This window comes from Senimuribacter intestinalis, assembly GCF_943192965.1.
Lineage (GTDB): Bacteria > Bacillota > Clostridia > Peptostreptococcales > Anaerovoracaceae > Senimuribacter > Senimuribacter intestinalis.
This window is the reverse complement of sequence record NZ_CALPCF010000013.1, coordinates 1-24,213: the sequence shown is the minus strand read 5'-3', so window position 1 is coordinate 24,213 and position 24,213 is coordinate 1. Positions and strand designations below refer to the sequence as shown.

Annotated in this window: 22 protein-coding genes; 19 read left to right on the top strand and 3 right to left on the bottom strand. The window is 45.0% G+C overall.

The features are described 5' to 3' along the window. The first annotated feature begins 31 nt into the window (after positions 1–31). The 9 genes from NFR88_RS11355 to NFR88_RS11315 all read left to right on the top strand — a co-directional run bounded on the left by NFR88_RS11355 (position 32) and on the right by NFR88_RS11315 (position 7,417). Positions 32–172 (top strand): Flp1 family type IVb pilin, encoded by a 141-nt coding sequence (locus NFR88_RS11355; RefSeq protein WP_160200762.1) that lies wholly within the window; start codon positions 32–34, stop codon positions 170–172. Beyond that, positions 169–498, top strand: coding sequence for a hypothetical protein (locus tag NFR88_RS11350; protein WP_251616049.1), 330 nt, complete (start codon positions 169–171; stop codon positions 496–498). The genes NFR88_RS11355 and NFR88_RS11350 overlap by 4 nt, the downstream gene beginning before the upstream one ends. Next, positions 485–1,705 carry a DUF5702 domain-containing protein gene (locus tag NFR88_RS11345; protein WP_160200764.1) on the top strand — a complete coding sequence of 407 codons (1,221 nt, stop codon included), beginning with the start codon at positions 485–487 and terminating at the stop codon, positions 1,703–1,705. The genes NFR88_RS11350 and NFR88_RS11345 overlap by 14 nt, the downstream gene beginning before the upstream one ends. Continuing rightward, positions 1,683–2,444: a TadE/TadG family type IV pilus assembly protein gene (locus NFR88_RS11340; protein ID WP_160200765.1), complete on the top strand. Its 762-nt coding sequence runs from the start codon at positions 1,683–1,685 to the stop codon at positions 2,442–2,444. The genes NFR88_RS11345 and NFR88_RS11340 overlap by 23 nt, the downstream gene beginning before the upstream one ends. Position 2,445: 1 nt before the next feature. Continuing rightward, a complete protein-coding gene (locus tag NFR88_RS11335; RefSeq protein ID WP_160200766.1) occupies positions 2,446–2,976 on the top strand; it encodes a DUF6382 domain-containing protein in 531 nt (176 codons plus the stop codon). Positions 2,977–3,173: 197 nt separating this feature from the next. Continuing rightward, entirely contained in the window at positions 3,174–3,425 is a 252-nt protein-coding gene (locus NFR88_RS11330; protein ID WP_251616048.1) for a hypothetical protein, read from the top strand. Between the two features lie 213 nt (positions 3,426–3,638). Beyond that, positions 3,639–4,148 carry an SPOR domain-containing protein gene (locus tag NFR88_RS11325; RefSeq protein WP_161907618.1) on the top strand — a complete coding sequence of 170 codons (510 nt, stop codon included), beginning with the start codon at positions 3,639–3,641 and terminating at the stop codon, positions 4,146–4,148. Between the two features lie 70 nt (positions 4,149–4,218). Beyond that, a complete protein-coding gene (locus NFR88_RS11320) occupies positions 4,219–5,490 on the top strand; it encodes a replication-associated recombination protein A (RefSeq protein ID WP_251616046.1) in 1,272 nt (423 codons plus the stop codon). Then, entirely contained in the window at positions 5,468–7,417 is a 1,950-nt protein-coding gene (locus NFR88_RS11315; RefSeq protein WP_251616044.1) for a bifunctional 4-hydroxy-3-methylbut-2-enyl diphosphate reductase/30S ribosomal protein S1, read from the top strand. The genes NFR88_RS11320 and NFR88_RS11315 overlap by 23 nt, the downstream gene beginning before the upstream one ends. 55 nt (positions 7,418–7,472) lie before the next feature. Here the strand turns inward: NFR88_RS11315 and NFR88_RS11310 are convergent, their stop codons facing one another. Beyond that, positions 7,473–8,312, bottom strand: coding sequence for an MBL fold metallo-hydrolase (locus NFR88_RS11310; RefSeq protein ID WP_251616042.1), 840 nt, complete (start codon positions 8,310–8,312; stop codon positions 7,473–7,475). Between the two features lie 206 nt (positions 8,313–8,518). On the opposite strand from NFR88_RS11310, the gene NFR88_RS15145 reads away from it, so the two are divergent. The 3 genes from NFR88_RS15145 (at position 8,519) to rnr (ending at position 11,992) form a co-directional block, all read left to right on the top strand. After that, positions 8,519–9,532, top strand: a complete 1,014-nt coding sequence (locus tag NFR88_RS15145) for a suppressor of fused domain protein (protein WP_306770822.1) — start codon at positions 8,519–8,521, stop codon at positions 9,530–9,532. An 88-nt stretch (positions 9,533–9,620) separates the two neighbouring features. After that, on the top strand, positions 9,621–9,926 hold the full coding sequence (locus NFR88_RS11295) for a hypothetical protein (protein ID WP_160200771.1): 306 nt from the start codon (positions 9,621–9,623) through the stop codon (positions 9,924–9,926). Positions 9,927–10,033: 107 nt separating this feature from the next. After that, positions 10,034–11,992 carry a ribonuclease R gene (gene rnr, locus NFR88_RS11290; RefSeq protein WP_251616041.1) on the top strand — a complete coding sequence of 653 codons (1,959 nt, stop codon included), beginning with the start codon at positions 10,034–10,036 and terminating at the stop codon, positions 11,990–11,992. Between the two features lie 24 nt (positions 11,993–12,016). On the opposite strand, the gene NFR88_RS11285 is transcribed toward rnr, so the two are convergent. Then, positions 12,017–12,844 carry a metallophosphoesterase gene (locus tag NFR88_RS11285; protein WP_161907614.1) on the bottom strand — a complete coding sequence of 276 codons (828 nt, stop codon included), beginning with the start codon at positions 12,842–12,844 and terminating at the stop codon, positions 12,017–12,019. Between the two features lie 51 nt (positions 12,845–12,895). Then, complete coding sequence (locus NFR88_RS11280) at positions 12,896–13,105, bottom strand: hypothetical protein (protein WP_160200774.1); 210 nt, start codon at positions 13,103–13,105, stop codon at positions 12,896–12,898. 169 nt (positions 13,106–13,274) lie between these two features. Between NFR88_RS11280 and NFR88_RS11275 the strand changes: the two genes are divergently transcribed. The 7 genes from NFR88_RS11275 (at position 13,275) to NFR88_RS11245 (ending at position 24,084) form a co-directional block, all read left to right on the top strand. After that, positions 13,275–14,198 (top strand): LysR family transcriptional regulator, encoded by a 924-nt coding sequence (locus NFR88_RS11275; RefSeq protein ID WP_251616039.1) that lies wholly within the window; start codon positions 13,275–13,277, stop codon positions 14,196–14,198. Between the two features lie 108 nt (positions 14,199–14,306). Beyond that, positions 14,307–17,822: a pyruvate:ferredoxin (flavodoxin) oxidoreductase gene (nifJ, locus tag NFR88_RS11270; protein WP_251616037.1), complete on the top strand. Its 3,516-nt coding sequence runs from the start codon at positions 14,307–14,309 to the stop codon at positions 17,820–17,822. Beyond that, the gene (locus tag NFR88_RS11265) at positions 17,822–19,165 is read left to right on the top strand and encodes an acetyl-CoA hydrolase/transferase family protein (protein WP_251616035.1); all 1,344 of its coding nucleotides are present in this window, start codon (positions 17,822–17,824) and stop codon (positions 19,163–19,165) included. Before nifJ ends, NFR88_RS11265 begins: the two co-directional genes overlap by 1 nt. Positions 19,166–19,331: 166 nt before the next feature. Next, the gene (locus tag NFR88_RS11260; RefSeq protein WP_251616033.1) at positions 19,332–21,377 is read left to right on the top strand and encodes an alpha/beta hydrolase family protein; all 2,046 of its coding nucleotides are present in this window, start codon (positions 19,332–19,334) and stop codon (positions 21,375–21,377) included. Then, entirely contained in the window at positions 21,370–23,346 is a 1,977-nt protein-coding gene (locus NFR88_RS11255; protein ID WP_251616031.1) for a S9 family peptidase, read from the top strand. The genes NFR88_RS11260 and NFR88_RS11255 overlap by 8 nt, the downstream gene beginning before the upstream one ends. 115 nt (positions 23,347–23,461) lie before the next feature. Further along, on the top strand, positions 23,462–23,767 hold the full coding sequence (locus NFR88_RS11250) for a type II toxin-antitoxin system RelB/DinJ family antitoxin (RefSeq protein WP_160200779.1): 306 nt from the start codon (positions 23,462–23,464) through the stop codon (positions 23,765–23,767). 2 nt (positions 23,768–23,769) lie between these two features. Beyond that, positions 23,770–24,084, top strand: coding sequence for a type II toxin-antitoxin system RelE/ParE family toxin (locus NFR88_RS11245; RefSeq protein ID WP_251616029.1), 315 nt, complete (start codon positions 23,770–23,772; stop codon positions 24,082–24,084). Positions 24,085–24,213: the final 129 nt, after the last annotated feature.

Here is a 24,213-nt window from a genome sequence, read left to right as displayed (position 1 = left end):
GAAAGAAAATGAAGGAAGGAGTGTACATATAATGAGAGTATTAAAAAACAAAAAAGGAATGGAACTGGTACAGGTGGCGATTTTAATTGCGCTTGCTGTGGCGCTGGGACTAATTTTTAAGACGGAGATTACCACCTTTGTCAATAATACCTTTAAAGGACTCAACGGATGATGAGAAGCAGGCGGGGCAGTGATATGGTAGAGGCTACCATAGTGATTCCGCTGCTGATTCTGGTGATTTGCAGTCTCATTTTGCTGATTGTTTACTACTATGCCTGCCTCGACTGCCAGCTGAATCTTCACGAGAGATTGCAAGAAGAAGCTGCTGAAAGCCGTGCTGTATATAAAAAGCTGGAGGATAGGGACTCAGTATCGAAACAGCTGAGAGGCGTGAGCAGTATTGTGATGAAAAATGATATTTTTGGCAGGATTTACGCAGTATATCCTTCGCAGATCATCAGATTGGGGGAGGCGGCAGGTATTGATGTTCAGCAATAAAAGAGGCTCAGTTACAGTTTTTATCTGTGTGTTTTTTGTATCTCTGGTCATGATGATCTTTACCTTTACGGGGGTATCCAAGGAGAAAGCGGTAGCAGGAAGTACCAAGGCGCTTTGCAGCCTTTGGGCGGATTCAGTGCTGGCGGAGTACGATTTGAACCTGCAGAAGAGATACCAAATTTTTGGGTTTTATGGCTATCCAGCGGAGATAAAGGAGAAACTTACTTTCTATGCAAAGGATTCTTTTGACCGAAAAAAATACATAGACTATCAGATCAAAAACTGCAGTTTGTACGACTACTGTCTAATCAATACAGGTGTGATGGAGAAGCAGCTTGAAGCGGCGGGAAAGCTGGCTTTTACGGAGAAGTTTCAAAAGCCTGAGAAAACGATTACACCGGTTCTCGGTTATACGGGACCTGCGGCTGCGTCAGTCATCTTTGATGATTTACCTTCAGAAGGATCCAAAAAAGGATACTCACTTTCAGCGGTGAAAAATCTTTTAGAAGGGGCTTCATCTATCGGAACGGCGCTGGAAAAGACTGGAAAAAACTGGTGGATTAATCAGTATATTTTCGCCTATTTTAAAGATGCTTCTGACGACAAAGACCTAGGGGAGACCTATTTTTCCGGGGAAATCGAATACATCATCTGCGGGAAGAAGAGTGACAGCGCAAACAAAAGCACATTAAAGAGAAGAATTGTGGCGCTTCGAGAGATGATGAATCTTGCCTATCTGCTCAAAGACCCTGTAAAGAGCAATGAGGCTCTTTTGGCAGCGGAGATTTTGACGCCGGGTCCGGCGGCGTTGGTGACACAAAAAGCCTTGCTTTCAGCTTGGGCGCTTGCGGAAAGTTATAACGATTATCAGCTGCTAATCCATGGGAAGAGAGTGCCGGTAGTAAAGTCGGAGCAGACCTTCGCAGTAGACATTAAGTCTGTGATTGAAAATCAGTCAGAGGGTTATATCGATACTGGCTCAGATGTGGGCGAGACCTATGCAGACTACCTGCGATTATTTACCTACACCATGGATTCACAGGTAAGAATGCTTCGGGTGATGGACTTGATTCAGATAAATATGAGACGGTTTTATTACGAAGGATTTCTCCTTCGGGAGTACAACGCAGGACTATCCTTTGTGATGACAGTCAATGGAAAGGATTATGAAACAGAGAGGTCTTATGAGAGAGAGGAAAAGAAGTAGGAATTTACGCCGAGGCAGTTACATCGTGGAAGCAGCCATCGTCATGCCAATTTTTATTGCAGCGACAGTAGCACTGATGTCCCTGGTGCCGATCTTTGCGTCTTGTGAAAATCTGGTATTTTCTGCAGCAGATGAAATGCGCATGGAATCTGTAAAGACCATTTTTCGCAAAAATCCCGCCGCGCTGCCGATTCTGATAAAAAGCAGAAGCAGCGAGGAAAATCTCAGAATGGATTCCTGTCAGGTAGTATTTTACAGATATTTGTACAAAGAAGCCGGTATAGAGGATTTGCTGCACCTTGATTTGCGTGCCACTTTTTCAGAGAACAGTCCGGCAGGAGTTTTTGACTCGATTCGTTTTGACTGCAGTCTTACGGCGAGAGCCTTTACCGGAAAACTGCACAAAAAGCCGCCGGATGCAGGTGCCGAAAATGATGACACAATCGTATATATTTTTCCCGAGTGGGGCATGAAATACCACGGAAAGCACTGCACCTACATCAAAGCAAACTGCAAGATGGTGTATCTGTCGCAGGATACAAAAAAAGGGTATACGCCATGTTCATTATGTAATGCCAGTTTTGCCCAAATCGGCAGCCCGGTATTCTGTTTTACGGAAAATGGCAGAGTATATCATCTGGCGGATTGCAGGATTGTATCGCGGTACTACGTGGAAATTGAGAAAGGAAAGGCAGTGCAGCAGGGGTACACACCTTGTTCTAAATGTGGAGGTAAGTAAAATGAATAGCTATTTGACAGCGCAATATGCCAAAGAGGAAATTCCAGATTACATCGTGGAGCTTTTATCCTTAGGTCTTTGTGACCTCTTTCTGCCAGCTGGCTTTGTGGAAGAGGACGGCACTTTGACCTGCATGTATAAAACCGAAGGCTTTAGACCGCTCAGCTCTGTTTTAGAGCTGTCTACTGAGGAAATCTTTTCTGTGGCAATCAGTCTCCTTCACGGTGTCTATCAGTGCGAAAAACATGGTATTTTTTCCGAGAATTTTGCGGTAAATGTGGACTGTATCTTTGTGGACAAAGGGTTCGACCGAATCAAGATGATTTACCGAAAAGAAGTCGGCGCAGGTACGGATTTTTCAAAGAAGCTGGCGGCTCTTATGAGGATGCTTCGAGAAAAAGGTGCCCCCTCTGGGGAAGGTTATATCGACAGTGCGGCAGAGTTTCTGGCATCCGACGAGTACGGTTACAAAGCGCAGTTGCATCATCTGGAAAATTTGCGCAGAGAAGTATATCTGTGCGGCATACAGTAGGACCACAGCACAGTAAAAGCCTGTCTGGCATTGCACCAGGCAGGCTTTTTACATTATACAGCCGCAGAAGAACGCACTTTTTAGTGGTGTCAATGTACCAAAAAAAATATGGTACATGTACCACTTTAGGAAAAACCAATTGGAGTTTTTAGAGATTATTGTTTTTTCCAAGAAAAAGTTTTAGGATCAGACGCAATATGCTGGGATTAAGCGCAAAGTACATGCAAGACATTGCAAAGCTTGGTGTTTCTCATTTTATCAATCAGATTGTTATGATGCTTGTTAATATTGTGATGAATAATACATTAACGCATTACGGTGCGCTTTCTGTTTATGGAGAAGATATTCCGTTGGCAGTATCCGGGGTTGTAATAAAACTTAATAGTATTATAGTTGCTTTTACTGTCGGGCTGGCGCATGGCTGTACGCCGATTTTCAGCTTTAATTAGGTCTTAATGGAGTTCTATACGCGGGGCCTCTTGCTGCTGGATTGGCTTGCGTGTTGGCGCTGTCTTTGGTTCTCTATAATTGGAATTAAATATAGGAACATACAGTATTAAATTTTCTTTGCGCATCTGATTGATTTCTTCAAAAAGGAGATGTCTACTTTTTCCTTTGCCGCATATGATGTAATAATCATATCCACGAGGAGGCAGGAAAAAGTGAATAAGAGAAAAATCAGAAGATACCATCGTCAAAGAAAAAATTCAGGGGTGAATCTTTTAGGAATTGTTGGTATAATGTTAGTGGCAGTTGTTTGCGGATATATGACGGCAAGGTTTATTATTGCACCACTTTTAGGCTATGATACGGAGGTTTTGAAACTGGATTTTCCGTCCAATCTGCTAGATGTCTTTCACAGCGACGATGAGAAAGATGGCAGCGAAGAGAGCAGCGATGAAGGTGAAGAACAGAAAGACAAAAATGATGCAGAAAAAGCTGACGCAGAGGGCGAATACACATTGCAGTATGGTGTTTTCAGCAGCAAGTCGGGTGCCGAGGAACTGGCAGGAAAATTGAAAACTGAAGACATCGATACGGAGATTATGGAATCGGACGGTCAGTTTAAGGTCATCAGCTCTGAGAGGGGGACAAAGAAAGAGGCCCTGGCTCTTTTGAAGGATACTGAATCGTCCTATGCGAAGGGGATTTTTATTACCCAGCTGTCATGATGAATTTGATAAGAGCAAACAGCCAATCCAACCACTTGAAAGGAATACTATGATACCATTATCGACTCGAATGAGACCGGACAAATTGCAGGATTTTGTAGGACAAGAACACTTTCTGTATCCGGGCTCACTTCTTTACAATGCAATAAAAAATAAAACCTTTGATTCGGCGATTTTCCATGGACCGTCGGGAACGGGTAAGACTACACTGGCTAGAATTATCGCAAATGAAATGGACAGCAGCTTTACAGAAATCAATGCGTCGACCACAGGAACAAAGGAACTGAAAGAACTGATTGAAGGCGCAAGACTGCGTTTTTTTGGACTGGAGAAACGGACAACTTACGTGTACATCGACGAGTTTCACAGGTGGAATAAGCTGCAGCAGGACTCTCTTTTGAAAGCGCTGGAAGACGGTGTGCTTAAATTTATCGGCAGCACTACGGAGAATCCATATTTTGCTATCAACAATGCAGTACTCAGCAGGGTGCGCAATGTCTATGAGTTTAAGCGTCTTGAGGCGCCGCAAATTAAGAAAATGCTGCTGCGGGCGCTGACTGATACGGAAAAAGGCTTTGGAAATCTGCATATTCAGTATGACGAAGAAGCCCTGGATATTCTGGCAGATTTGGCAGGAGGAGACGGCAGAGTTTCTTTGGATACGCTGGGCTTTATTGTGGACAATCTGGATTTGTCCAAGAAAATCACTAAGGAAATGGTGGCGGAAGCCATGCAGAGAAAGATTGGCTTTTACAGTAAAGGTGATGACCGGTACAATCTGCTTTCAGCGCTGCAAAAGTCTATCAGAGGCAGCGATCCGGATGCGGCAATTCACTATTTTGCAAGATTGGTTGACGGTGGTGCAGATATTCAGATGATCGGAAGGCGGTTGCTTGTCATCGCCAGTGAAGATATCGGCATGGCGTATCCTTCGGCTATATCCATCGTCACTTCCTGCATGCAGGCGGCGCTGATGGTGGGCTATCCGGAAGCGGCTATCAATCTGGCGCAGGCAGTGATTATGCTTGCCTCAGCGCCGAAATCGAATGCTGCCAGCATGGCGTATTTTGATGCTATAGCAGATATCAGAAGCAGAAATATTGACGACGTGCCCCTTCATTTGCAGGACAGTCATTATCAGGGGGCAAAGGATAAGGGAATTGGGAAGGATTATCTTTACCCTCACAACTTTGGAGGATACGTGCAGCAGCAGTACCTGCCGGATAATTTGTATGCGGAAGGGGTTAAATACTACAGACCGACAGCGAACGGCTCGGAAGCCTCTTTTAAGAAATTTTTAGAAGGACTGGAAGAAAAATATGGCAGAAATCATAAGGGCTGAACACTCCGGCTTTTGTTTCGGCGTGCGGCAAGCCATTGAAAAAACAGAAGAACAGATTCATCTCAATGAGAAAATAGAGAAAAAAAGACAGATTTATACCTGTGGACCTTTGATCCATAATCGTTTTGTGACAGAGGATTTAAAGGCGAGAGGGGTAGGCATCATAGAAAGTCCAGAAGAAGCAGAACCGGGCGATATCGTCATCGTTCGCTCCCACGGCGAGACCAAGGCATTTTTTGACGAATCCAAAAGGAGAGAACTGACTGTCGTCAATGCCACTTGCCCTTTTGTGGAAAAAATTCATCAGCTGGTTCACGGTGCATGGCAGGAGGGAAAAAACATTGTCATCGTTGGCGATAAACATCACCCGGAGGTCATCGGAATTAACGGCTGGTGCGCAGGGCAGGGAATTATCGTGGGAAGCAGGGAGGAAGCAGAGGCAGTGACATGTGAAAAAGTTTTTCTTGTCTGCCAGACTACCATTCAAAAAAAACTGCTGGATGACATCATTGAGGTCTTTGAAGAGAAACATATTCTTACAGAAATTTACAATACTATCTGTAATGCGACAAAAGAACGACAAGAATCCTGTAAAAATTTGGCAGAAAAAGTCGACGCTATGGTTATCATTGGAGGCAAAAATAGCTCCAATACGGGAAAGTTATACGAAATTTCCAAAAAAAAGTGCAAAAATTCCTTTTTTATTGAAAATATTCGAGATTTACCATTGAAACAATTGCGAAAATGTAATAGAATAGGAGTTGCAGCAGGCGCATCAACACCTGAATGCGTAATTAAGGAGGTTATTGCTAACATGAGTGAAATGATCACTAACGAAAAAATTTCAATGGAAGATTTCATGGATGAAATCGACGCGTCTTTAAGACTACCACGCACTGGCGAAATCGTTGACGGTAAAGTACATCAGGTAACTGAAAAAGAAGTTATCGTAAACATGGGATGTAAAAAGGACGGAATTCTTCCTGTGGAAGAAGTAACATTAGAGGAAGGACAGAAGCTGACAGATTTATTTAAAGAAGGCGATGAAATCCAGGCTAAGGTTGTCAAAACTGATGACGGCGACGGTGGAATCTTACTTTCAAAGAAAAAGCTTGAGATAAATGAGCACTGGAATGAGATTAACGAAGCTCTTGAAAATAAATCAATTATTTCTGTAAAAGTCGTAAGACAGGTTAACGGCGGTGTAATCGCTGCTTACAAGGAAGTTACCGGATTCATTCCGCTTTCCCAGCTTTCCGATAAGTTTGTAGAAAACGCAGATGAATTTATTGGACAGACTATGGATGTAAGAGTAAGCAGAGTTGACCAGAAGAGAGGCAGAGTTGTATTCTCCCGCAAGATAGTTCTTACAGAAGAGAAACAACAGAAGATTGCTGCAATCTGGGAAGGATTGCACGTTGATGATATCGTAGAAGGTACTGTGATGAGATTTACCGATTACGGTGCATTCATCGATTTGGGCGGAATCGACGGACTGCTTCACATCTCCGAAATTTCCTGGGGCAAGCTGAAACATCCGCAGGAAGTTCTGCAGATTGGCGATACTGTTAAGGTAAAGATTCTGGCTATGAACGAAGAAAAAGGAAAGATTTCCTTAGGTTTGAAGCAGACTGTTCCTGAACCATGGTCCGTAATTGACGAGACCTATCAGATTGGACAGGTTGTTTCCGGAAAAGTTGTACAGATTAAGGAATACGGTGCATTCATCGAATTAGAGCCGGGTCTTGATGGACTGGTACATATTTCTGAAGTTGCGCACAAGAGAGTGACTAACATTGCTGACGAACTTTCTATCGGTCAGGATGTTAACGCAAAGATTCTGGAAATTGATAAAGAAAGAAAGAGAATCAGCCTGAGCATCAAGGAAACTTTAGATGCTGAAGAAACTATTTCTGAAGAGGAATAATCGAGCAGGTTTATTTGTGAGGGATTCCCGAAGCTTTAAAAGCTTTTGGAACCCCTCATTTTTCTTTTGGAAAAGGATACACCAGATGAATTTCGTTGACACCGGAAATACCGCTTACAGGTTCTTTGTGGTGCAGCGCTTTGTAACCGTGGCGAGGATGAACGAAGATGGAATCCTTTTCGGGATTGCGGTGGCTGATGGCAGAAATCACTGCGTCCAGCATCTCCGGCGGATAAGGCGTTTTTGCATGGGAGGCGAGGATTCTGCGGATAGGAAATTTGTCTTTCAGAAGCTGTAGACGACCAGAAAGTTCCTCCGGCGGCGCACTGTGGTCAAACATCATCCAAAGGCTTTTATCTATCGTATCGCCTGCCACCAGCGTGCCGCTTTCGTGGTCGAAGACGGAAAGTGAGCCGAGGGAATGTCCAGGCAGCAGAAAGGTTTCTAAGATGCGGCTACCCAGATCAAAAATGTGTCCATCTGCAGCGCAGCTGAATGGAACCTGCTTATAGGTCAGATAAAATTCGCGATTGAAATTTTTAGGAAACGGATATTTTATTTTGCCTGCGGAATAACGTTTTTCTAAAAATGCAAGCATGCTGACTTTGTCATGCTGATATAGATCGTAGACAGAAAGTTCGGCAGGATGAATCAATGCGGTTTCAGAGAAGCGAAAATTGCCGCCGGTGTGATCCAGATGTCCGTGGGTGTTGAGGAGGATAAGGGGCAGATTGGTGATTGTACGCAGAAAGGCAGGCAGATCCTCAAATCCATAGCCTGTGTCGATGAGCAGCGCAGCGTCGGTGCCTGTGATAAGGGTACAGCAGACATTGCTGTTTTCGTAAATATGATAAATGCCGGTCGAAATGTGACTGACAGAAAAATATGAATCCATGAAGCAGCCTCCTTTTCTTAAAACTATTTTATCACATTGCACATATATTTTCTATATCGGATAAAACTTCAAGATTTTCCCTGTGTTGAAAAGATTGTATATCCGGCTATAATTTAGTATAATATAAACAACCAGCTTTTTTTGCTTCTGTTGAAAAGGGCGTAAGGCGCCTTTCTCAACGGAAGAACGTATGGAGGATTTGACAGATGGAAAAGGAACTTTTAAACAGACTTCATGAGGAAGACAACCATGAAGAGATTATAAAGATACTGGAAAGTGAAGGCGCTGAACACGATTACGATACAATTTGCTATCTGGCGCGAGCCTATAATAACCGCGGCGAGGAAGGCGACTACGATAAGGCTGCCGATCTACTGCAGATGGTCTACGATATGGGAAAGGACGATCCGCTCTGGCATTACAGACTGGGTTATGCATATTTTTTCAGCGGCAGATACGAAGATGCACTGATGTGCTTTGAAGAATCTCTGCATCTGGATCCTTCTGATGAGGATGTAGATTTTTTCATTACGGAGTGCAAGGAGCAGATTTTAAGGCGCAACGGACTCTTTGATGAGGAACTGAATCCGGAAGTATACAGCAGTGAAGAAGAGGAAATTATAGAAACGTACATAGAAGAAACTTTTGGGGAATTTGAAAGCGTGTTTCATGAGCTGGTTTCACCGGATATTCACGTGGATATCTGTGTGATTCCACCTACAGAGGAACGTAATTTTTATACACTGGTGACCATGGGAATGGGAGCGCATCGCATGAATGTGCCGGAGGATCTTTCCGAGTATAAGCTGCAGAGAGCGGAACTTGTCATTTGCCTTCCGCCTTACTGGGACCTTGAGAGTGAGAAGGAAGAGTGGTACTGGCCGATCAGACTGCTCAAAGTTCTTGCCAGATTGCCGATACAGGAAGATGCCTGGCTGGGATGGGGGCATACCATCGATAATGGAGAAGGCTTTGATGAAAGCACGCAGCTCTGTGGCAGTATGCTGATTACACCGGTTATCTTCGATGAAGAGGAGTACATTTGTCCTCTGACAGAGGGAGAGGAAGTTAATTTTTACCAGATTATTCCACTTTACAGGGAAGAAATGGATTTCAAAATGCAGCACGGCGCTGACGATCTTTTAAAACAACTGGATGGCAGAGTTTTAGTTGTAGATCCGAAACGACAGAAGTTTTCACCGGAAAAACTGCTTAGCTGATTGAACTGAAATAGTTTCCGAATAATACCTTTCATATTTTTTGAAGAACATCAGATAATAACCTTAGAAAAAAGAAAGGAGTTTCAACATGAAAAAGACCAGATTTTTTCTAATGGCTTTATTACTGGTGACTGTTCTAGTCTTTACCAGCTGCGGAAGTGACGACAATAATGACAACGTTTCTGACAACCCGACTAACAATATGGAACAGGATGTCAAAGACGGTGCCGATGACGTTAAAGATGACGTTGAGGATTTAGGCGATGATATGAAAGATGGCGCATCCGATGCGGTAGATGATGTTGAAGACGCTTTAGATCCTGACGGCGGCGATAAAGCAAGAACAGACGGCAGAGACGGCAGCGGCGACAACGATGCAAAGACAGCCGAGTAATAACCAAAGGAATTTCGCCTGAAAAGGTGAAGGGCAAAGCGCAGGGAAATTCCCTGCGTTTTGAATTTGTTCTGGTAATGAGAAGAGTTTTCATATACAATAGAACCATGAGAAAAAGAAGAAAGAAACAGTTTTATACACCGGGGACTGAGAAACTGACCGGTGTACTGGAAAAAACAAAATCGGGATTTGGATTTGTCCGTCAGGAAGAGGGCGGAGATATTTTTGTTGGCAGAAGCAATATGTACGGCGCCATGCACGGCGATACTGTTTCTGTTGATTTGCTGCCGGAACAGTTTAGAACCAGAAGCAGAGAAGGCATTGTAGACAAAATTTTAGAGAGAGGCAATACAGAAGTTGTAGGAACTTTTCAAAAGAATAAGCGATTTGGATTCGTGGTTTCTGATGATAAGAGAAATAATGATGACGTTTTTGTAAAGAAATCGGATTTTCGAGGTGCACAGAATGGAGATAAGGTAGTTGCAAAGATTACTAAGTATCCTGAGAAAAATGTCAGTGCAGAAGGAAAAATCACTGAGATTATTTCACGCTTTGGAGAGACAGGCGGCGAAATCAAAGCGCTGATTCGAGCAAGCGGTCTCTATGAGACTTTTCCAAGCAGGGTCAATGCAGAGGCAAAGGCAAAGTCCAGGGAGGAGATTACTGCAGAGGAAATTAGAAGAAGACGGGATCTGCGGGATAAAACGATTATTACCATAGACGGTGCGTCGGCAAAGGATTTGGACGATGGTGTTTCTATAGAGATCACTGACGGCGGCAATTATCTTTTAGGCGTCCATATCGCTGATGTCAGTCACTACGTGGCGGCGGACGGTCATCTTGATCGGGAGGCATTAAAACGGGGCAACAGTGTGTACCTTTTAAGCAGAGTAGTTCCCATGCTGCCTAAGGTGCTTTCCAATGGAATCTGCAGTCTGAATCAGGGTGAAGATAGGCTGACCCTGACCTGTCAGATGGAAATTGATGAGAGCGGCAGCGTAGTGCACTATGAGATATTTGAAAGCATTATTTGTTCCAAGGCGAGAATGGTCTACGATGATGTTTCGGATATTTTGGAGCATGAAGATGAGGCGTTGATTAAAAAATATGAGGATATTTATGACGACCTTCTTGCTATGGGAAGCCTTGCAGAAATTCTCAGAAAGAAGAGAAAGGAAAAGGGCAGCTTAGATTTTGATTTTGATGAGGCGGAAATAGAACTGGATGAAGAGGAAGTGCCGGTGACCATCGGGATTTCCGAGAGGCGCACTGCCAACAGACTCATTGAGGAGTTTATGCTGGCGGCCAATCAGACTGTGGCGGAGCATTTTTACTGGATGGAATATCCTTTCGTCTATCGTGTTCATGAGAAACCGGACACGGATAAGATTGTGGAATTGAAGGCATTTCTGGCGGGGTTTGGCATTAATCTGCCTGGAAATCCTGACAACATTCATCCCAAAGTACTCAATGATATTCTACAGAAAGTGGAGGGCATGCCTTACGAAAATATCGTCAGCACTGTCATGCTGCGTTCTATGAAAAAGGCATTTTACAGCACCGACTGTCAGGGACATTTTGGATTGTCCTTTCCGTATTACTGTCATTTTACTTCACCGATCCGAAGATATCCAGATCTTTGTATTCACCGCATTATCAAAGATTCTATCTGCGGCAGGGCAGATGAGCAGAAGCTGAAAAAATATAAGGCTGACGCGCAGGCTGCGGCAGAAATAGCTTCACTGACTGAGCGAAAAGCGCAGAGTCTGGAACGAGAAGTTGCAAAGATGAAAAAAGCGCAGTATATGCAGCAGTACATCGGAGAAAGCTTTGAAGGAGTCATTAGCGGCGTGACTAATTTTGGCATTTATGTGCAGTTGCCTAATACAGTGGAGGGTATGGTGCGCCTTGACAGTCTGCGTGATGATTATTACGATTACGAGGAAGGAAAATATCGGGTTATCGGCAGACTCAGTCACAATATTTATGCCCTGGGAGACCGGGTTACCATAGAGGTGCTGGCGGCAAACCCGGAAGAAAGACAGATTGATTTTCTGATAGTTTGATAACCAAGTAAGAAGTGCACAGCATTAAAGGTGCACTTCTTTTAATGTTTCCCGGCAGACGTAAAGCACCATATCAGGGTTTGCACAGACAGACCATTTGACCAGACTTGCAGTGTGATTCTGAATTTCTATGGCGGTGATGGCGGAAGGGTGAACACAGCTTCCGCAGTTAAAATACATGCCGCAGTCGGTTTTCATTAGAGCAGGTTTGTGGGTGTGACCTGCAATGAGAATGCACTTCTTTCTACAGCTGTAGTTGATGAAATTCTCTTCGATTTTACGCACTTTGGTGTAGTTTTTTGCAGCACTGGTAGGGTCTTTAACACCGCGAAGCTCTAAAGGACGCCACAGGTAGCGCACCAGCCAGCGAGTGATTTTCCAAAGTTCATCGTTCATATGATCGCCCTGATATCCGTGAAACATGCAAAGAGGAGGCATACCGGGGCTTTCCACGATGATGGATTCATAAAAGGGGATAGCACCGGAAAGGCCCCGCCACAGATAAGCGCCGTTTTCTTTGACTCGGTCGTGATTGCCAAAGACCATGAAGAGACGGCTCTCATCGTGGAATTTTTGCAGAATCTGATAGATTTCCTGATGGGTATTATAGACGTCGGCAAATCGGCGGTTTTCCCACAGTTCATCACCATCGCCAAGTTCTATGTAGGTGAAATTCTCCTGATAGTAGTGTTTTAACGCAGCAGTATAGATGGGTCTGTTTCTGAGAAAGTTATCAGCCCAGGTTCCTGTGCCGCGGTGGCAGTCGCTCATGATGACAAGCTTTGGAAGCACATTGTAAGAAAGACGCAGCGCTTTTGAAAAAGATTTTTCGATACGATTGTAATTAGACATAAAAACACCTCTGCAGCAGTATATGCGGGCAGAGGTTTATTTTTTCGATATTTATTGCTTCCTTCGATGTTCTTTTTTGGCTTTTTCAATATCGGTTGGAAGAAAAATGACATTACCTTCTTTTTTTAAGTCAGAGGCTTGAGACGTTTTTTCGTAGGGATCTTTGCTGGGCGTATTGTCCTGACCACTTCCGCTGGTAGAAACCATATAGTAGATAAATAAACCGACCGCAAAGACCAGTCCTAATATAAATAGCGGCATATGTTCACCTCCTGTTAAATCTATTATATCATGAAAGAATGACATGGCAAGGTGTTTTTTATTACTGTACAATCAGATTTGTCGATTGAACTAAATTGCCTTTCTGGTGTATAATGAACTGGAAAAGCCACAGCGCATGAAATGAAAATTTAGATTGGAAAGACAGACTATGAACTACAGAACCATAGAAATATTTCTTGATTTAGTACGTACGAGAAATATCACAAAGACTGCCCAGCGGCTGTATCTTTCTCAGTCCACTGTGAGCAAGCGGCTTGCCGCCTTGGAGGAAGAACTGAATTGCACGCTGATTCGAAGAACCAAGGGGCGTCGTGAGATTTTGCTGACCAGACAGGGGGAGCAGTTTATTTCCGTGGCTGAGCGGTGGAAAAATCTCTTTGAGGAGACGGAGAGTCTGAAAAATTCTTCTCTTTCTACCATTATGCTGGGAATCAGTGAAAGCTCCTATTACGGATTTATTGCGCCTTTTTTGAAGGAGTTTTTGGAAGACCATGCAGATATTCGCGTCGTGGCAAGTATTTACAATTCCGATCAGATTTATCAAATGCTCGAAAACCGCACGCTGGATTATGGAATTGTAGCCTATGAGTCGGAGCGGGCGGGAATACAGCGGCAGTGTATCAGCAGGCAGAAGCTTTGTATTATCCGCTACTGCGAAAATCCAAAGGAAGGTGAGATTATGTCTATTTCACCTGAGGAGCTGGATCCGGCGAAAGAAATCCGTTTTACCGGTGGTAATTTCCGCAGTATGAAGCACTGGCGGCAAAGCTGGTTTTCCGGTAAAAGTGAAAGCAGACTGGAACTGAACACGGTGCAGGGAATTGTGCCGTTTCTGGATGGAACCGATTACTGGGCTGTTTGTACGCCCTCTATGGCAGACTCTATTGGCCGCAATGTCAGTCTGCAGATTTATCAGCTGCAGGATTGCGACGATACATGGGAATTGTTCTTTTTGAAAAAGGAAAGCGAAGGGGAGAAACAAACTGCTGCGGCAGCAGCCTTTGAAACGGAGCTCTTTGCCTATGTGCAGGCCTTTTGCGAGGAAGAAGACGAAAAACAATATATTCCATAATGGAATTTTTAATATGACTTTTTACCGTTTTATGAATAATTCGAATGATGGTAAAATCCTCCATAGAAGAAAAGTGTGAAATCAATACTTCTAAGGAGGATTTTTTCTATGGATAAACAACAGTACATCATGGTAGCAGACGGAAATGAGGCGGCAGCTTATGCGGCTTACGCTTTTTCGGAAATTGCAGCCATTTACCCGATTACACCCTCTTCACCGATGGCGGAAAAGACCGACCAGTGGTCAGCCCTTGGAAAAAAGAATTTATTCGGGCAGTCGGTAACCCTGGTGGAAATGCAGTCGGAAGCAGGTGCAGCGGGCGCAGTACATGGGGCGCTGGAAGCAGGTTCCCTTGCAACGACTTTTACATCTTCCCAAGGGTTAATGCTGATGATTCCGGCTTTGCACAGAATCAGCGGCACCAGACAGCCAGGCGTGCTTCACGTCGCTTCACGTACTGTGGGGACTCACGCCATGTCTATCTTTGGCGACCACAGTGATGTGATGAACTGCAGACAGACAGGTTTTGCCCAGCTGTCATCGGGCAGTGTGCAGGAAACCATGGATCTTGCGGGAATCGCCCATCTGGCAGCGATTAAAAGCAGAGTGCCGTTTATGCACTTCTTTGACGGCTTCAGAACTTCCCACGAAATCCAGAAAATCAGAGCAATTTCCTATGAAGAATTTGACCGGCTGCTGGACAGGAAAGCGCTGGCGCAGTTCCGGAAAGAAGCCCTCAACCCTGATCATCCGACCCTGCGCTGCACAGTGCAAAATCCGGACGTATACTTTCAGTTCCGTGAAGCCAACAACAAGGCCTATGACAATGTTCCTGCTATTGTAGAGGAATATATGGCAGAAATCAACAAAATCACAGGAGAGGACTATCATCTGTTTAACTATTACGGCGCCAAGGACGCAGAGCGTGTCATCATAGCTATGGGCTCCGTCAGCGGCGCAGCGAGAGAAACTGTAGAAGCCCTGAATCTTTGCGGTGAAAAAGTCGGATATTTGCAGGTTCATCTGTTCAATCCGTTTTCCGTAGAATATTTTCTGAGGGCGCTGCCAAAGACGGTGAAAAAAATTGCTGTGCTGGACCGCTGCAAGGAAATGGGCGCTATGGGCGAACCTCTGTATTTAACTGTTTGCGGTGCTTTTGCCAATGAAGAGCAGAAACCGTATCTTTGCGGCGGACGTTACGGCCTTTCTTCTAAGGATACAACACCGGCGCAGATAAAAGCGGTCTTCGACCATCTTGTGAAAGATTGCCCTGCGAAAGAGTTCACTGTGGGCATAGAGGACGACGTGACCGGACTTTCCATTCCGGTTGACGAGAGTTTTCAGATTGCAGACAAAGGCACGAAAGCGTGTAAATTCTGGGGGCTGGGCAGTGATGGAACGGTAGGTGCAAATAAGAATTCCATTAAAATTATCGGACAAAATACACCGATGTATGCCCAAGGGTATTTTGAATATGATACGAAAAAATCCTTTGGGATCACCAAGAGCCATCTTCGCTTTGGAAACGAGCCGATTCTGTCCACTTATCTGGTGAAATCAGCGGATTTCATCGCCTGCCACAATCAGTCTTTTCTAGATAAGTATGACATCGTGACAGAGTTGAAAGAGGGCGGCATTTTCCTTCTCAATACACGTTGGAGTGTAGAGGAAAGCGATAAAAATCTACCAAAGGAAGTTAAGAAAACTCTGCTGAACAAGGGCGCAAGGGTGTACATTATAGACGCAAACGGTATTGCAGAAAGTTTGGGTCTTGGCAGCAGAATCAGCATGGTTTTGCAGGCGGCATTCTTTAAGCTGGCGGAGATTTTGCCGGAGGAAGCGGCGCTGAACCAGATGAAAGAAGCTGCAAGGAAATCCTTTGCGAAGAAGGGCGAAGCAGTGGTGCAGAAGAATCTGCAGGCTATCAACGCAGGTATGCAGTGCGTGCAGGCTGTAAAGTTGAGTGATAATGCCGGTGCAGAGAAAACTCCCGTTGATGCGACCAAGCTGCCGTCATTTATCAGAGAAATTCTGATGCCAATCAACGGGCAGAAGGGCGACACATTGCCGGTATCTACTTTCGAAGGCTACGAGAACGGCACCATGCCTATGGGAACGACCGCTTACGAAAAGCGCGGTATTGCAGCAAAGATTCCTCTCTGGGACGCCGCAAGCTGTATCCAGTGCAACCGCTGCTCTTACGTATGCCCTCACGGTGTTATCAGACCATATCTTTTAGATGAAAATGAAAAAAAGGCTGCGCCGGAAGGCTTTGCGATTGCTTTAGCAAAGGGTGTAAAGGGCGAGGAAACGATGTATTTCTCCATGCAGGTCAGCGATATGGACTGCACCGGCTGCGGAAGCTGTGTTTCCGTCTGCCCGAAAAAGGGCGAAGCCCTGCAGATGATAGCCGCGCCTGCTGACATGGCTGTAACACCACAGTGGGAATACGGACTTACTATAAAGGAGAAGGATTGCTTTGCAAAAAATACCGTCAAGGGAAGCCAGTTTAAACAGCCACTGTGCGAGTTTTCCGGGGCCTGCGCGGGCTGCGGCGAAACCCCTTATGCGAAGCTTTTGACGCAGCTTTACGGAGACAGAATGTACTGGGCAAACGGCACAGGTTGTACCCAGGCGTGGGGCGCCGCAATGCCATCGGTTCCATATACGGTAAATGCAGAAGGGAGAGGTCCTGCATGGAGTAATTCACTCTTTGAAAATAATGCGGAATTTGCGCTGGGCATGCTGCTGTCTATGAAGCAGCAGAGAAACAAGGTGCGCATGTGGGTCTGCGAACTTATGGAGCTGGAAAGTGGGCTTGCCGCGCAGATTCAGCTGTGGCTTGACACTTTTGACGATGTGGACGCTTCCATGAATGCTTCAAAGGCACTCTTTGCAGCTCTTGAGGAAACAGAGCTGACAGGTCGCAGCAGAGTTTTAAAAGAACAGATTATCAGCGCAAAAGATCAACTGGCAAGAAAAACTGTCTGGATGTACGGCGGCGACGGTTGGGCTTACGATATAGGATTTGGCGGACTGGATCATGTGATCGCCCAGGGCGAAGATATCAATATCTTTGTGGTGGATACGGAAGTTTATTCCAACACCGGCGGACAGAGCAGCAAAGCGACGCCTCTTGGCGCTGTAGCCCAGTTTCAGAGTGCAGGCAAAAAATCTGCTAAGAAGGATTTAGGACGGATGATGATGTCTCAGGGCAACTGCTATGTTGCCAGCGTAGCTATGGGCGCAGATCCGAACCAGCTGATGAAAGCCATCGACGAAGCGGAACACTTTTGCGGTCCGTCCATTGTTATTGCCTATGCGCCGTGCATTAATCACGGCTTGAAAATAGGTATGGACAAAGCCCAGGAAGAAATGAAGCGTGCGGTAGATGCAGGCTACTGGTTCCTGTACAGATACAATCCGCACAAAGAAACCGGCAAGTTCTGTCTGGACTCCAAAGAACCTTCCTTGAACTACCAAGAATTTTTGGAAGGGGAAAATCGTTATGCCTCCTTACATAAAGCTTTTCCTGAAAACGCAGAGCGTCTCTTTGCACAGGCGGAGAAGGACGCCAAAGCACGCTATAAGGAGCTTGTCAGACTTGCCGGGGAGGATAAGTAATGCTATTACAGACAGAGTACAGCAGAAAGAAAGTTAGCGCGCAGAGCGCAGCTCTTTTGGTGGAGAGCGGGGACTGGGTAGACTATGGAATGATTTCTCAGATTCCATATCTCTTTGATGAAGCCCTGGCAGAGCGAAAGGAGGAACTGCAGAATGTAAAGATTCGCGGCGCCATGCTGCTGAAACCTTTGGCAACACTGGAAGCAGATCCTTGCAGCAGTACCTTTCATTATCACAGCTGGCATCTTTCCGGGCTGGAACGAAAATATGCGGATCAGGGACTGTGCAGTTATATTCCAATGAACTACAGCAGTCAGCCCAAATATTACAGAGATTTTCTGAAGGTCGATGTGGCGTGTATCACGGTTTCGCAGATGGACAGACACGGGTACTTTAACTTTTCACTGACCAACTCAGCGGCTTATGCGATTTTGGAAAAGGCAAAGACGGTGGTAGTTGAAGTCAACGAGCATCTGCCGCGGGTTTACGGCGGCGAAAAGGAATGTATCCATATTTCTCAGGTGGATTATATTATAGAAGGCGAGCACGAGCCGTTTCCTGTTCTGAAAGCAGCAGCGCCTACAGAAACGGACAGCGCTATCGCAGCGTATATTTGTGAGGAAATCGGTGACGGCGCAGTGCTGCAGCTGGGAATCGGCGGAACGCCAAATGCGGTGGGCAAACTGATTGCGCAGTCCGATGTAAAGAATTTGGGCATGCACACGGAAATGCTGTGCGACGCATATCTGGATCTTTATAAGAGCGGAAAACTGACTAACCGATGTAAGAATTTGAATCGGGGTAAAGGTGTATGGAGCTTTTGTCTGGGAAGTAAAGAACTGTATCAGTGGGCAGCTGAAAATCCGGGGCTTGCCAGCTATCCGGTGGATTATACCAATTTACCTCAGGTGATAGGACAGCAGGATAATATGGTCTCTATCAATAACTGCCTTACGACGGATTTGTTCGGACAGACCTGCGCTGAGACGGCAGGTTTTCGTCAAATCAGCGGAACCGGCGGTCAGTTGGATTTTCAGTATGGTGCATTCCTGTCAAAGAGCGGAAAGGCATTTCTCTGTATGGCGTCGACCTATGTGAATAAAGAGACAGGGCTGTTGGAATCCCGTATTGTGCCATCTCTTGGCGCAGGCGATGTAGTGACAGACCCGCGCAGTCACGCTTACTATCTGGTGACAGAGCAGGGAATGGTTAACCTGGCAGGCGCAAGTCTTTGGGAAAGGGCAGAAAAAGTGATTTCCGTAGCGCATCCGGATTTTCGGCAAGACCTGATTTCTCAGGCGGAAAAAATGGGTATCTGGAGAAGAAGCAATAAGTTAAAATAAATAAATTACCTCCTAGTGGGCTGTGCCAGAAATGGACAGCCCTATTTTTAGATATTTTCCTGGGCTAAGGTGACAATAAGGTGGAATTATATTGACAAAATGTTTAAAATATGCTATTATTGTGTCAATAAGTAAAGTGAATTGACGCTATGCAAGGAGAATTTTTATGAAGAAACAATTTCAACCTGATGATATGAAATATATCCGTTATCTATCAGGGATTGCAGTAAATCCACAGGGGAGCCTGGCTGCCTGGGTCAATTATAAAGGGGATGAAGAAACTGGGCTGTTTTCCGGACAAATCCACCTGACGGATTTGAAAGACAGCGCTCCGCAGGTTTTACAGCTTGCAGGCAGCTGCAGTCAGCCGCAGTTTTTAGATGACGATACGCTGCTTTATTTGTCTGATGCAAGCGGCGAGAGACAGTTATATCAGTATAATATTTTAACACAAAGTTGTGAAATGCTGACATCTGCAAGACATGGAGTCAATCGTTACAGCTTGTCGAGAAATGGGAAAAAGGCTGTTTTAGAAATTGATTTATGGCAGCAGGAGGTTGACGATGCGTCCATGTTTGTCATCATGTCAAATGAAGAGAAGACTGCGTGGAAAGAAGAAGTGGAATACAGTCCTTACGAAATCACCGATTTGACCTACAAAATGGATGAATGGTATGGCATGAGAAAGGGTCAGCTGCCGAAGATTGCAGTTCTGGATATTGAGAGCGGAGCGCAGGAACTTTTGACCGTAGATGGATTGGAATATGTGTATCCACAGATTTCACCTGATGGCAGTACAGCCGCTTTCTATGGATATCCCCATACAGGTGCAAAGGGACGGCAGGCAGAGCTATTCTTCTGTGATATTCAGGGAGGGAAGCCAAAGCAGCTGACAAATGACATCGGAGTTTATGCGGATACTTGTCCGGCTTTTTCAGAAGATGGCAAAGAAATTGTGTTCGCTGTCTGTCCGATGCTGGAAGATGGAAGTACCATCATACTGCCTTATGCATACAGTCTGAAAGACAATAAAACAAGAGCCGTAATCGGGGAGGAAGAAGATCAGCTTTGCCATGGGCTCAATGGATTTCCTGTGGGACGTTCAGTATATGGAGAGAGCAGCAGTTATTTTAGCTGTGCGGAGGATGATTATCTGTACTTTTTGTCAACTTTCTGCGGAAGAGAAAGCTTGTACAGAAAGCACTTACACAGGATTGAAGAACCTGTAGAACTGATTTTAGCGGGAGAAACCTGCATTCACGAATTTGCGATAGCAAAGGAGGGAAGTCTGGTATATTTAATGGCAAATTTTGAAGGACCGGCAGAAGCTTATGTCAAATTGGCAGGCACTAAGGAGGCACACAGGCTAACTGATGCGAATCCTTGGCTTTCTGATTATGAACTGCCAAAGACAGAGGAACTTTCTGTGAAATCCTTTGACGGAAAGGCTGATTTGCAAGGCTGGGTGATGCACCCGGAAAATCAGGAAAAGGGACAGAAATATCCGGCGGTGCTTTATATTCACGGCGGTCCGGAATGTACCTTTACAGCAGAATACTGGCATGAGTTTCACGCTCTGGCAGCTGCCGGCATGGCGGTAATTTTTGCAAATCCAAGGGGCAGCGTCGGCTATGGCAGAGCTTTTTGTGCAGGCGGAATCGCTTGGGCGAAGGAAGCCATGGACGACTTGATTGCTGTGGTGCAGGCAGCCTGCGAAAAGGGCTTCATCGATGAAAAGCGAATCGGTGTAACCGGAGGCAGCTATGGCGGATATATGACAAATAAATTTATTGGCAGAACAAACCATTTTGCAGCAGCAGTAACGCAGCGTTCACTGATTAATCCGTCAACTTCTTACGGAACAGGTGATATGGGATTCATTTCAGCAAGACCGAACTGGGAAGGCATGAAAATGCTGGATGAGCTTTTGGATAGAGCAAGAGGGAATGCGATTACCTATATCGACAACATGAAAGTGCCGCTTCTGATTTTGCACGGCTATAAAGATTACCGCTGCAGCTTTGAGCAGGCAGAACAGCTTTTTATTGCGATGAAGGATAGAAATCCTGGAATTCCGGTGCGTCTTGTTATGTTCCCGACAGAAAATCACGGCGTAGACAGAATTGGAAAACTATATAATCAGATTAGGCATCTTTCGGAGATGACAGACTGGTTTACCACATATTTGTGCGGAGGTGGGAAACATGAGTAAAAGAACTTCTAAATTTGCAGATTGTCTGGAGCTTCAGAGATTTACCGGAGCGGATTATTTAGAATCAAAAAGCTTGATCGCATATGCGGTAGAAGGAGCTGTCAAACTGAGAAACCTGGCAGATGGGACCGAAAAAACGATTACAGCCGGAGGAGGCGGTGAGGGGAGCCCTGCTTTTAGTCCCGATGGAAAATTGCTGCTGTTTATTTCTTCTACAGCAGCAGGACGTCAAATTCATATCTGTGATTTAGAAACTGAGGCAGTTAGACGGGTTACTTCTATGAAAACGCCTGTCATGGAGCCAATCTGGTCACCGGACGGCAGCAGAATTTTGTTTGCTTCTCCATCGGCAGGCAGCAGCCCGCAGCGCAAATATGAGGATGAGGCAATTGTAATAGAGGATTTTGGGTATAAATTTGACGGTATTGGATTTTATACCCCGGATAGTCATATGCATCTTTACATGACAGAGATTGAGACGGGAAAGACCACACAGCTTACAGACGGGGATTTTGACTATATGCACCATAACTGGTCGGCAGATGGAAGCTTTGTAATTTGTGGAAGCAGTAGATTTCGTGATAAAGAACAGCTTCTGGGCATGGATCTTCTTCGGATTGAAGCAAAAGAACCGGCACAGGTTGGCAAAATCAGTCGTTTAACGCAGGATTTATGGCTGGTTTCCTACCCGAATCCGGTTAGACCGGTGGCAACACCTGACGGAAAATATATTATCGCAGGCTGTTTGGAAATGCCAAATGATATACAACTATCAGACGAAATAACCTATCCGGATGTGTACCTTTATAAAATCGCAACAGATGGAAGCGGATATCAGTGTATTTTCGAACCTTCCGAGGATTGCTTGCAGTGCGTACAGTTTCCGTATAATGCTTTCTGCGGTTGGGGTTTTGACAAGCTGCAGGTCAGTGAAGATGGAAAGGAAGCGTTTTTCCACGCAGGCTGGCAAGGTCAGTGCCGGCTTTACGGTGTACCGGTTGATGGCGGTGCAGCCCGCGTAATACAAAGCGGGAAGAAGGTCGTCCATGGTATTTCAACCATTCAGAACGGCAAGGCTCTGATTGCGGTTTGTGAGGAGACGGTACCGGAGAGATATCAGATTTTGGAACTGGCAACCGGCGTATGTACTGAGACCGGTATTCAGTCTGCCCAGGAGCTACTTGATGCAGTGAACTACAGTCAGCCGGAGGAGTTCTTTGTGGATACACTGGATGGAGACAGTCGTGTACATGGGTGGGTCATGCCGCCTCAAAATCTGGATGCTTCTAAAAAGTATCCGGCGATTCTGTATGTACATGGCGGACCGCATCCGTTTTATACCTACGGCTTTACTATTGAGCACCAGTGCTTCGCAGGAGCAGGCTATGCGGTGATTTACTGCAACCCGAGAGGAAGCTCAAGCTATGGCATGAATCACGGAGATATTAAAAAGGCTTATGACAACAGGGCTTATGAGGATTGTCTTCAGATTGTGGACGAAGCCTGCAAGAGGTTTTCTTGGATTGATCCGGAAAGAATCGGTGTGACAGGAGGAAGCTATGGAGGCTATATGGTAAATTATATGGCAACTCATAGTAAGCGGTTTAAAGCCTATGTTACACAGCGGAGTATTTCAAATCATATGATTAGCTACGCCAGCAGTGACATGCAAGGGTGCAGCAAGGATTATGACAGCTTCGAAGAGTTTATGGTTAACCAGCTGAAAGAATCTCCCGTTGCCTATGCGGAGCGTATTGACAGGCCGCTTTTGATTCTCCATGGAACTGATGATTTGCGTACACCGGTAGAAGGCGCTCACCAGCTCTTTGTGGCGGTGAAGGATTTGCACCCGGATCTTCCTGTAAAGATGGTGCTTTATCCGCACGTAGCGCATGAGCAGCCGTCTCATCCTAAGCAGCAACAGCATTACTACGATGAGATGCTGCAGTGGTTTGAGAAGTATCTGTAAAGTTGCTTTATTCCTTGTAATTTGATTTTAATGCAGCACAATGTATCACGTATATTGATTTTTTGGTAAGGAGAGGATATAATATTGGTGAAACACTTAAGGAGGTATAGTAACCATGAAGAATGCACTTTCAGCACCGAAAACTGCTACCTATCATTTCCGAATCAATCCGGAGGTAAAAAATGAGGTGGAATCCATTTATGCCAAAAGTGGTATCACTTTGACTCAGGCAATCAATATTTTTTTACAGCAGACACTGAATGCCGGTGGATTTCCATTTCAGGTTTCCGGAGACAATGCAGAGTACATTAAATCAAAAGCAATGGAAAAACTGATGCAGGCACTTGATGAGGGAAAAGAATCCGGAGAATTAGTGAGCGAAGCAGATGTATATAAGCGACTTGGAGTAGAAATGCCATGAACGTGAAATACAGACCGTCAGCAATTTTTGACATTGAATCCACCGCAGGATATATGGAACATGAACTTGGCAATGAGAATGCAGCAAGAAAGTTTCGGACGCGAATTCTTCAAGGGATATCTTTGTTAAAAAAACAGCCAATGATGGGAATGCTGCTAAAAGAAAGGTTTGACGAAATAGAAACAGAGATACGTTTTTTTATTATAGATAAACAGATTGTTTTTTATGAAGTGAATGCTGCGATAGAACAGATTGAAGTCATCAGAGTATTAGATAGCAGAACTGATTATCTGGCCCTTCTTTTTAGTCAGGATTGATAGAAAATACAATAATAAATAACCACATGTGATTTTAAAGCCCCATCGTGCTGAAATCAATGGCATTAAGTTAAGGGATTTAAAGAGAAGTTAGTATTGTTCGCGATATTAACTTCTCTTTTTTTCCTT

Bases quoted from the DNA above. Each gene is read 5' to 3' on its own strand.
- NFR88_RS11355 (WP_160200762.1), top strand. From the start codon at position 32: ATGAGAGTATTAAAAAACAAAAAAGGAATGGAACTGGTACAGGTGGCG.
- NFR88_RS11350 (WP_251616049.1), top strand. From the start codon at position 169: ATGATGAGAAGCAGGCGGGGCAGTGATATGGTAGAGGCTACCATAGTG.
- NFR88_RS11345 (WP_160200764.1), top strand. From the start codon at position 485: ATGTTCAGCAATAAAAGAGGCTCAGTTACAGTTTTTATCTGTGTGTTT.
- NFR88_RS11340 (WP_160200765.1), top strand. From the start codon at position 1,683: ATGAGAGAGAGGAAAAGAAGTAGGAATTTACGCCGAGGCAGTTACATC.
- NFR88_RS11335 (WP_160200766.1), top strand. From the start codon at position 2,446: ATGAATAGCTATTTGACAGCGCAATATGCCAAAGAGGAAATTCCAGAT.
- NFR88_RS11330 (WP_251616048.1), top strand. From the start codon at position 3,174: ATGCTGGGATTAAGCGCAAAGTACATGCAAGACATTGCAAAGCTTGGT.
- NFR88_RS11320 (WP_251616046.1), top strand. From the start codon at position 4,219: ATGAGACCGGACAAATTGCAGGATTTTGTAGGACAAGAACACTTTCTG.
- NFR88_RS11315 (WP_251616044.1), top strand. From the start codon at position 5,468: ATGGCAGAAATCATAAGGGCTGAACACTCCGGCTTTTGTTTCGGCGTG.
- NFR88_RS11310 (WP_251616042.1), bottom strand. From the start codon at position 8,312: ATGGATTCATATTTTTCTGTCAGTCACATTTCGACCGGCATTTATCAT.
- NFR88_RS15145 (WP_306770822.1), top strand. From the start codon at position 8,519: ATGGAAAAGGAACTTTTAAACAGACTTCATGAGGAAGACAACCATGAA.
- NFR88_RS11295 (WP_160200771.1), top strand. From the start codon at position 9,621: ATGAAAAAGACCAGATTTTTTCTAATGGCTTTATTACTGGTGACTGTT.
- rnr (WP_251616041.1), top strand. From the start codon at position 10,034: ATGAGAAAAAGAAGAAAGAAACAGTTTTATACACCGGGGACTGAGAAA.
- NFR88_RS11285 (WP_161907614.1), bottom strand. From the start codon at position 12,844: ATGTCTAATTACAATCGTATCGAAAAATCTTTTTCAAAAGCGCTGCGT.
- NFR88_RS11280 (WP_160200774.1), bottom strand. From the start codon at position 13,105: ATGCCGCTATTTATATTAGGACTGGTCTTTGCGGTCGGTTTATTTATC.
- NFR88_RS11275 (WP_251616039.1), top strand. From the start codon at position 13,275: ATGAACTACAGAACCATAGAAATATTTCTTGATTTAGTACGTACGAGA.
- nifJ (WP_251616037.1), top strand. From the start codon at position 14,307: ATGGATAAACAACAGTACATCATGGTAGCAGACGGAAATGAGGCGGCA.
- NFR88_RS11265 (WP_251616035.1), top strand. From the start codon at position 17,822: ATGCTATTACAGACAGAGTACAGCAGAAAGAAAGTTAGCGCGCAGAGC.
- NFR88_RS11260 (WP_251616033.1), top strand. From the start codon at position 19,332: ATGAAGAAACAATTTCAACCTGATGATATGAAATATATCCGTTATCTA.
- NFR88_RS11255 (WP_251616031.1), top strand. From the start codon at position 21,370: ATGAGTAAAAGAACTTCTAAATTTGCAGATTGTCTGGAGCTTCAGAGA.
- NFR88_RS11250 (WP_160200779.1), top strand. From the start codon at position 23,462: ATGAAGAATGCACTTTCAGCACCGAAAACTGCTACCTATCATTTCCGA.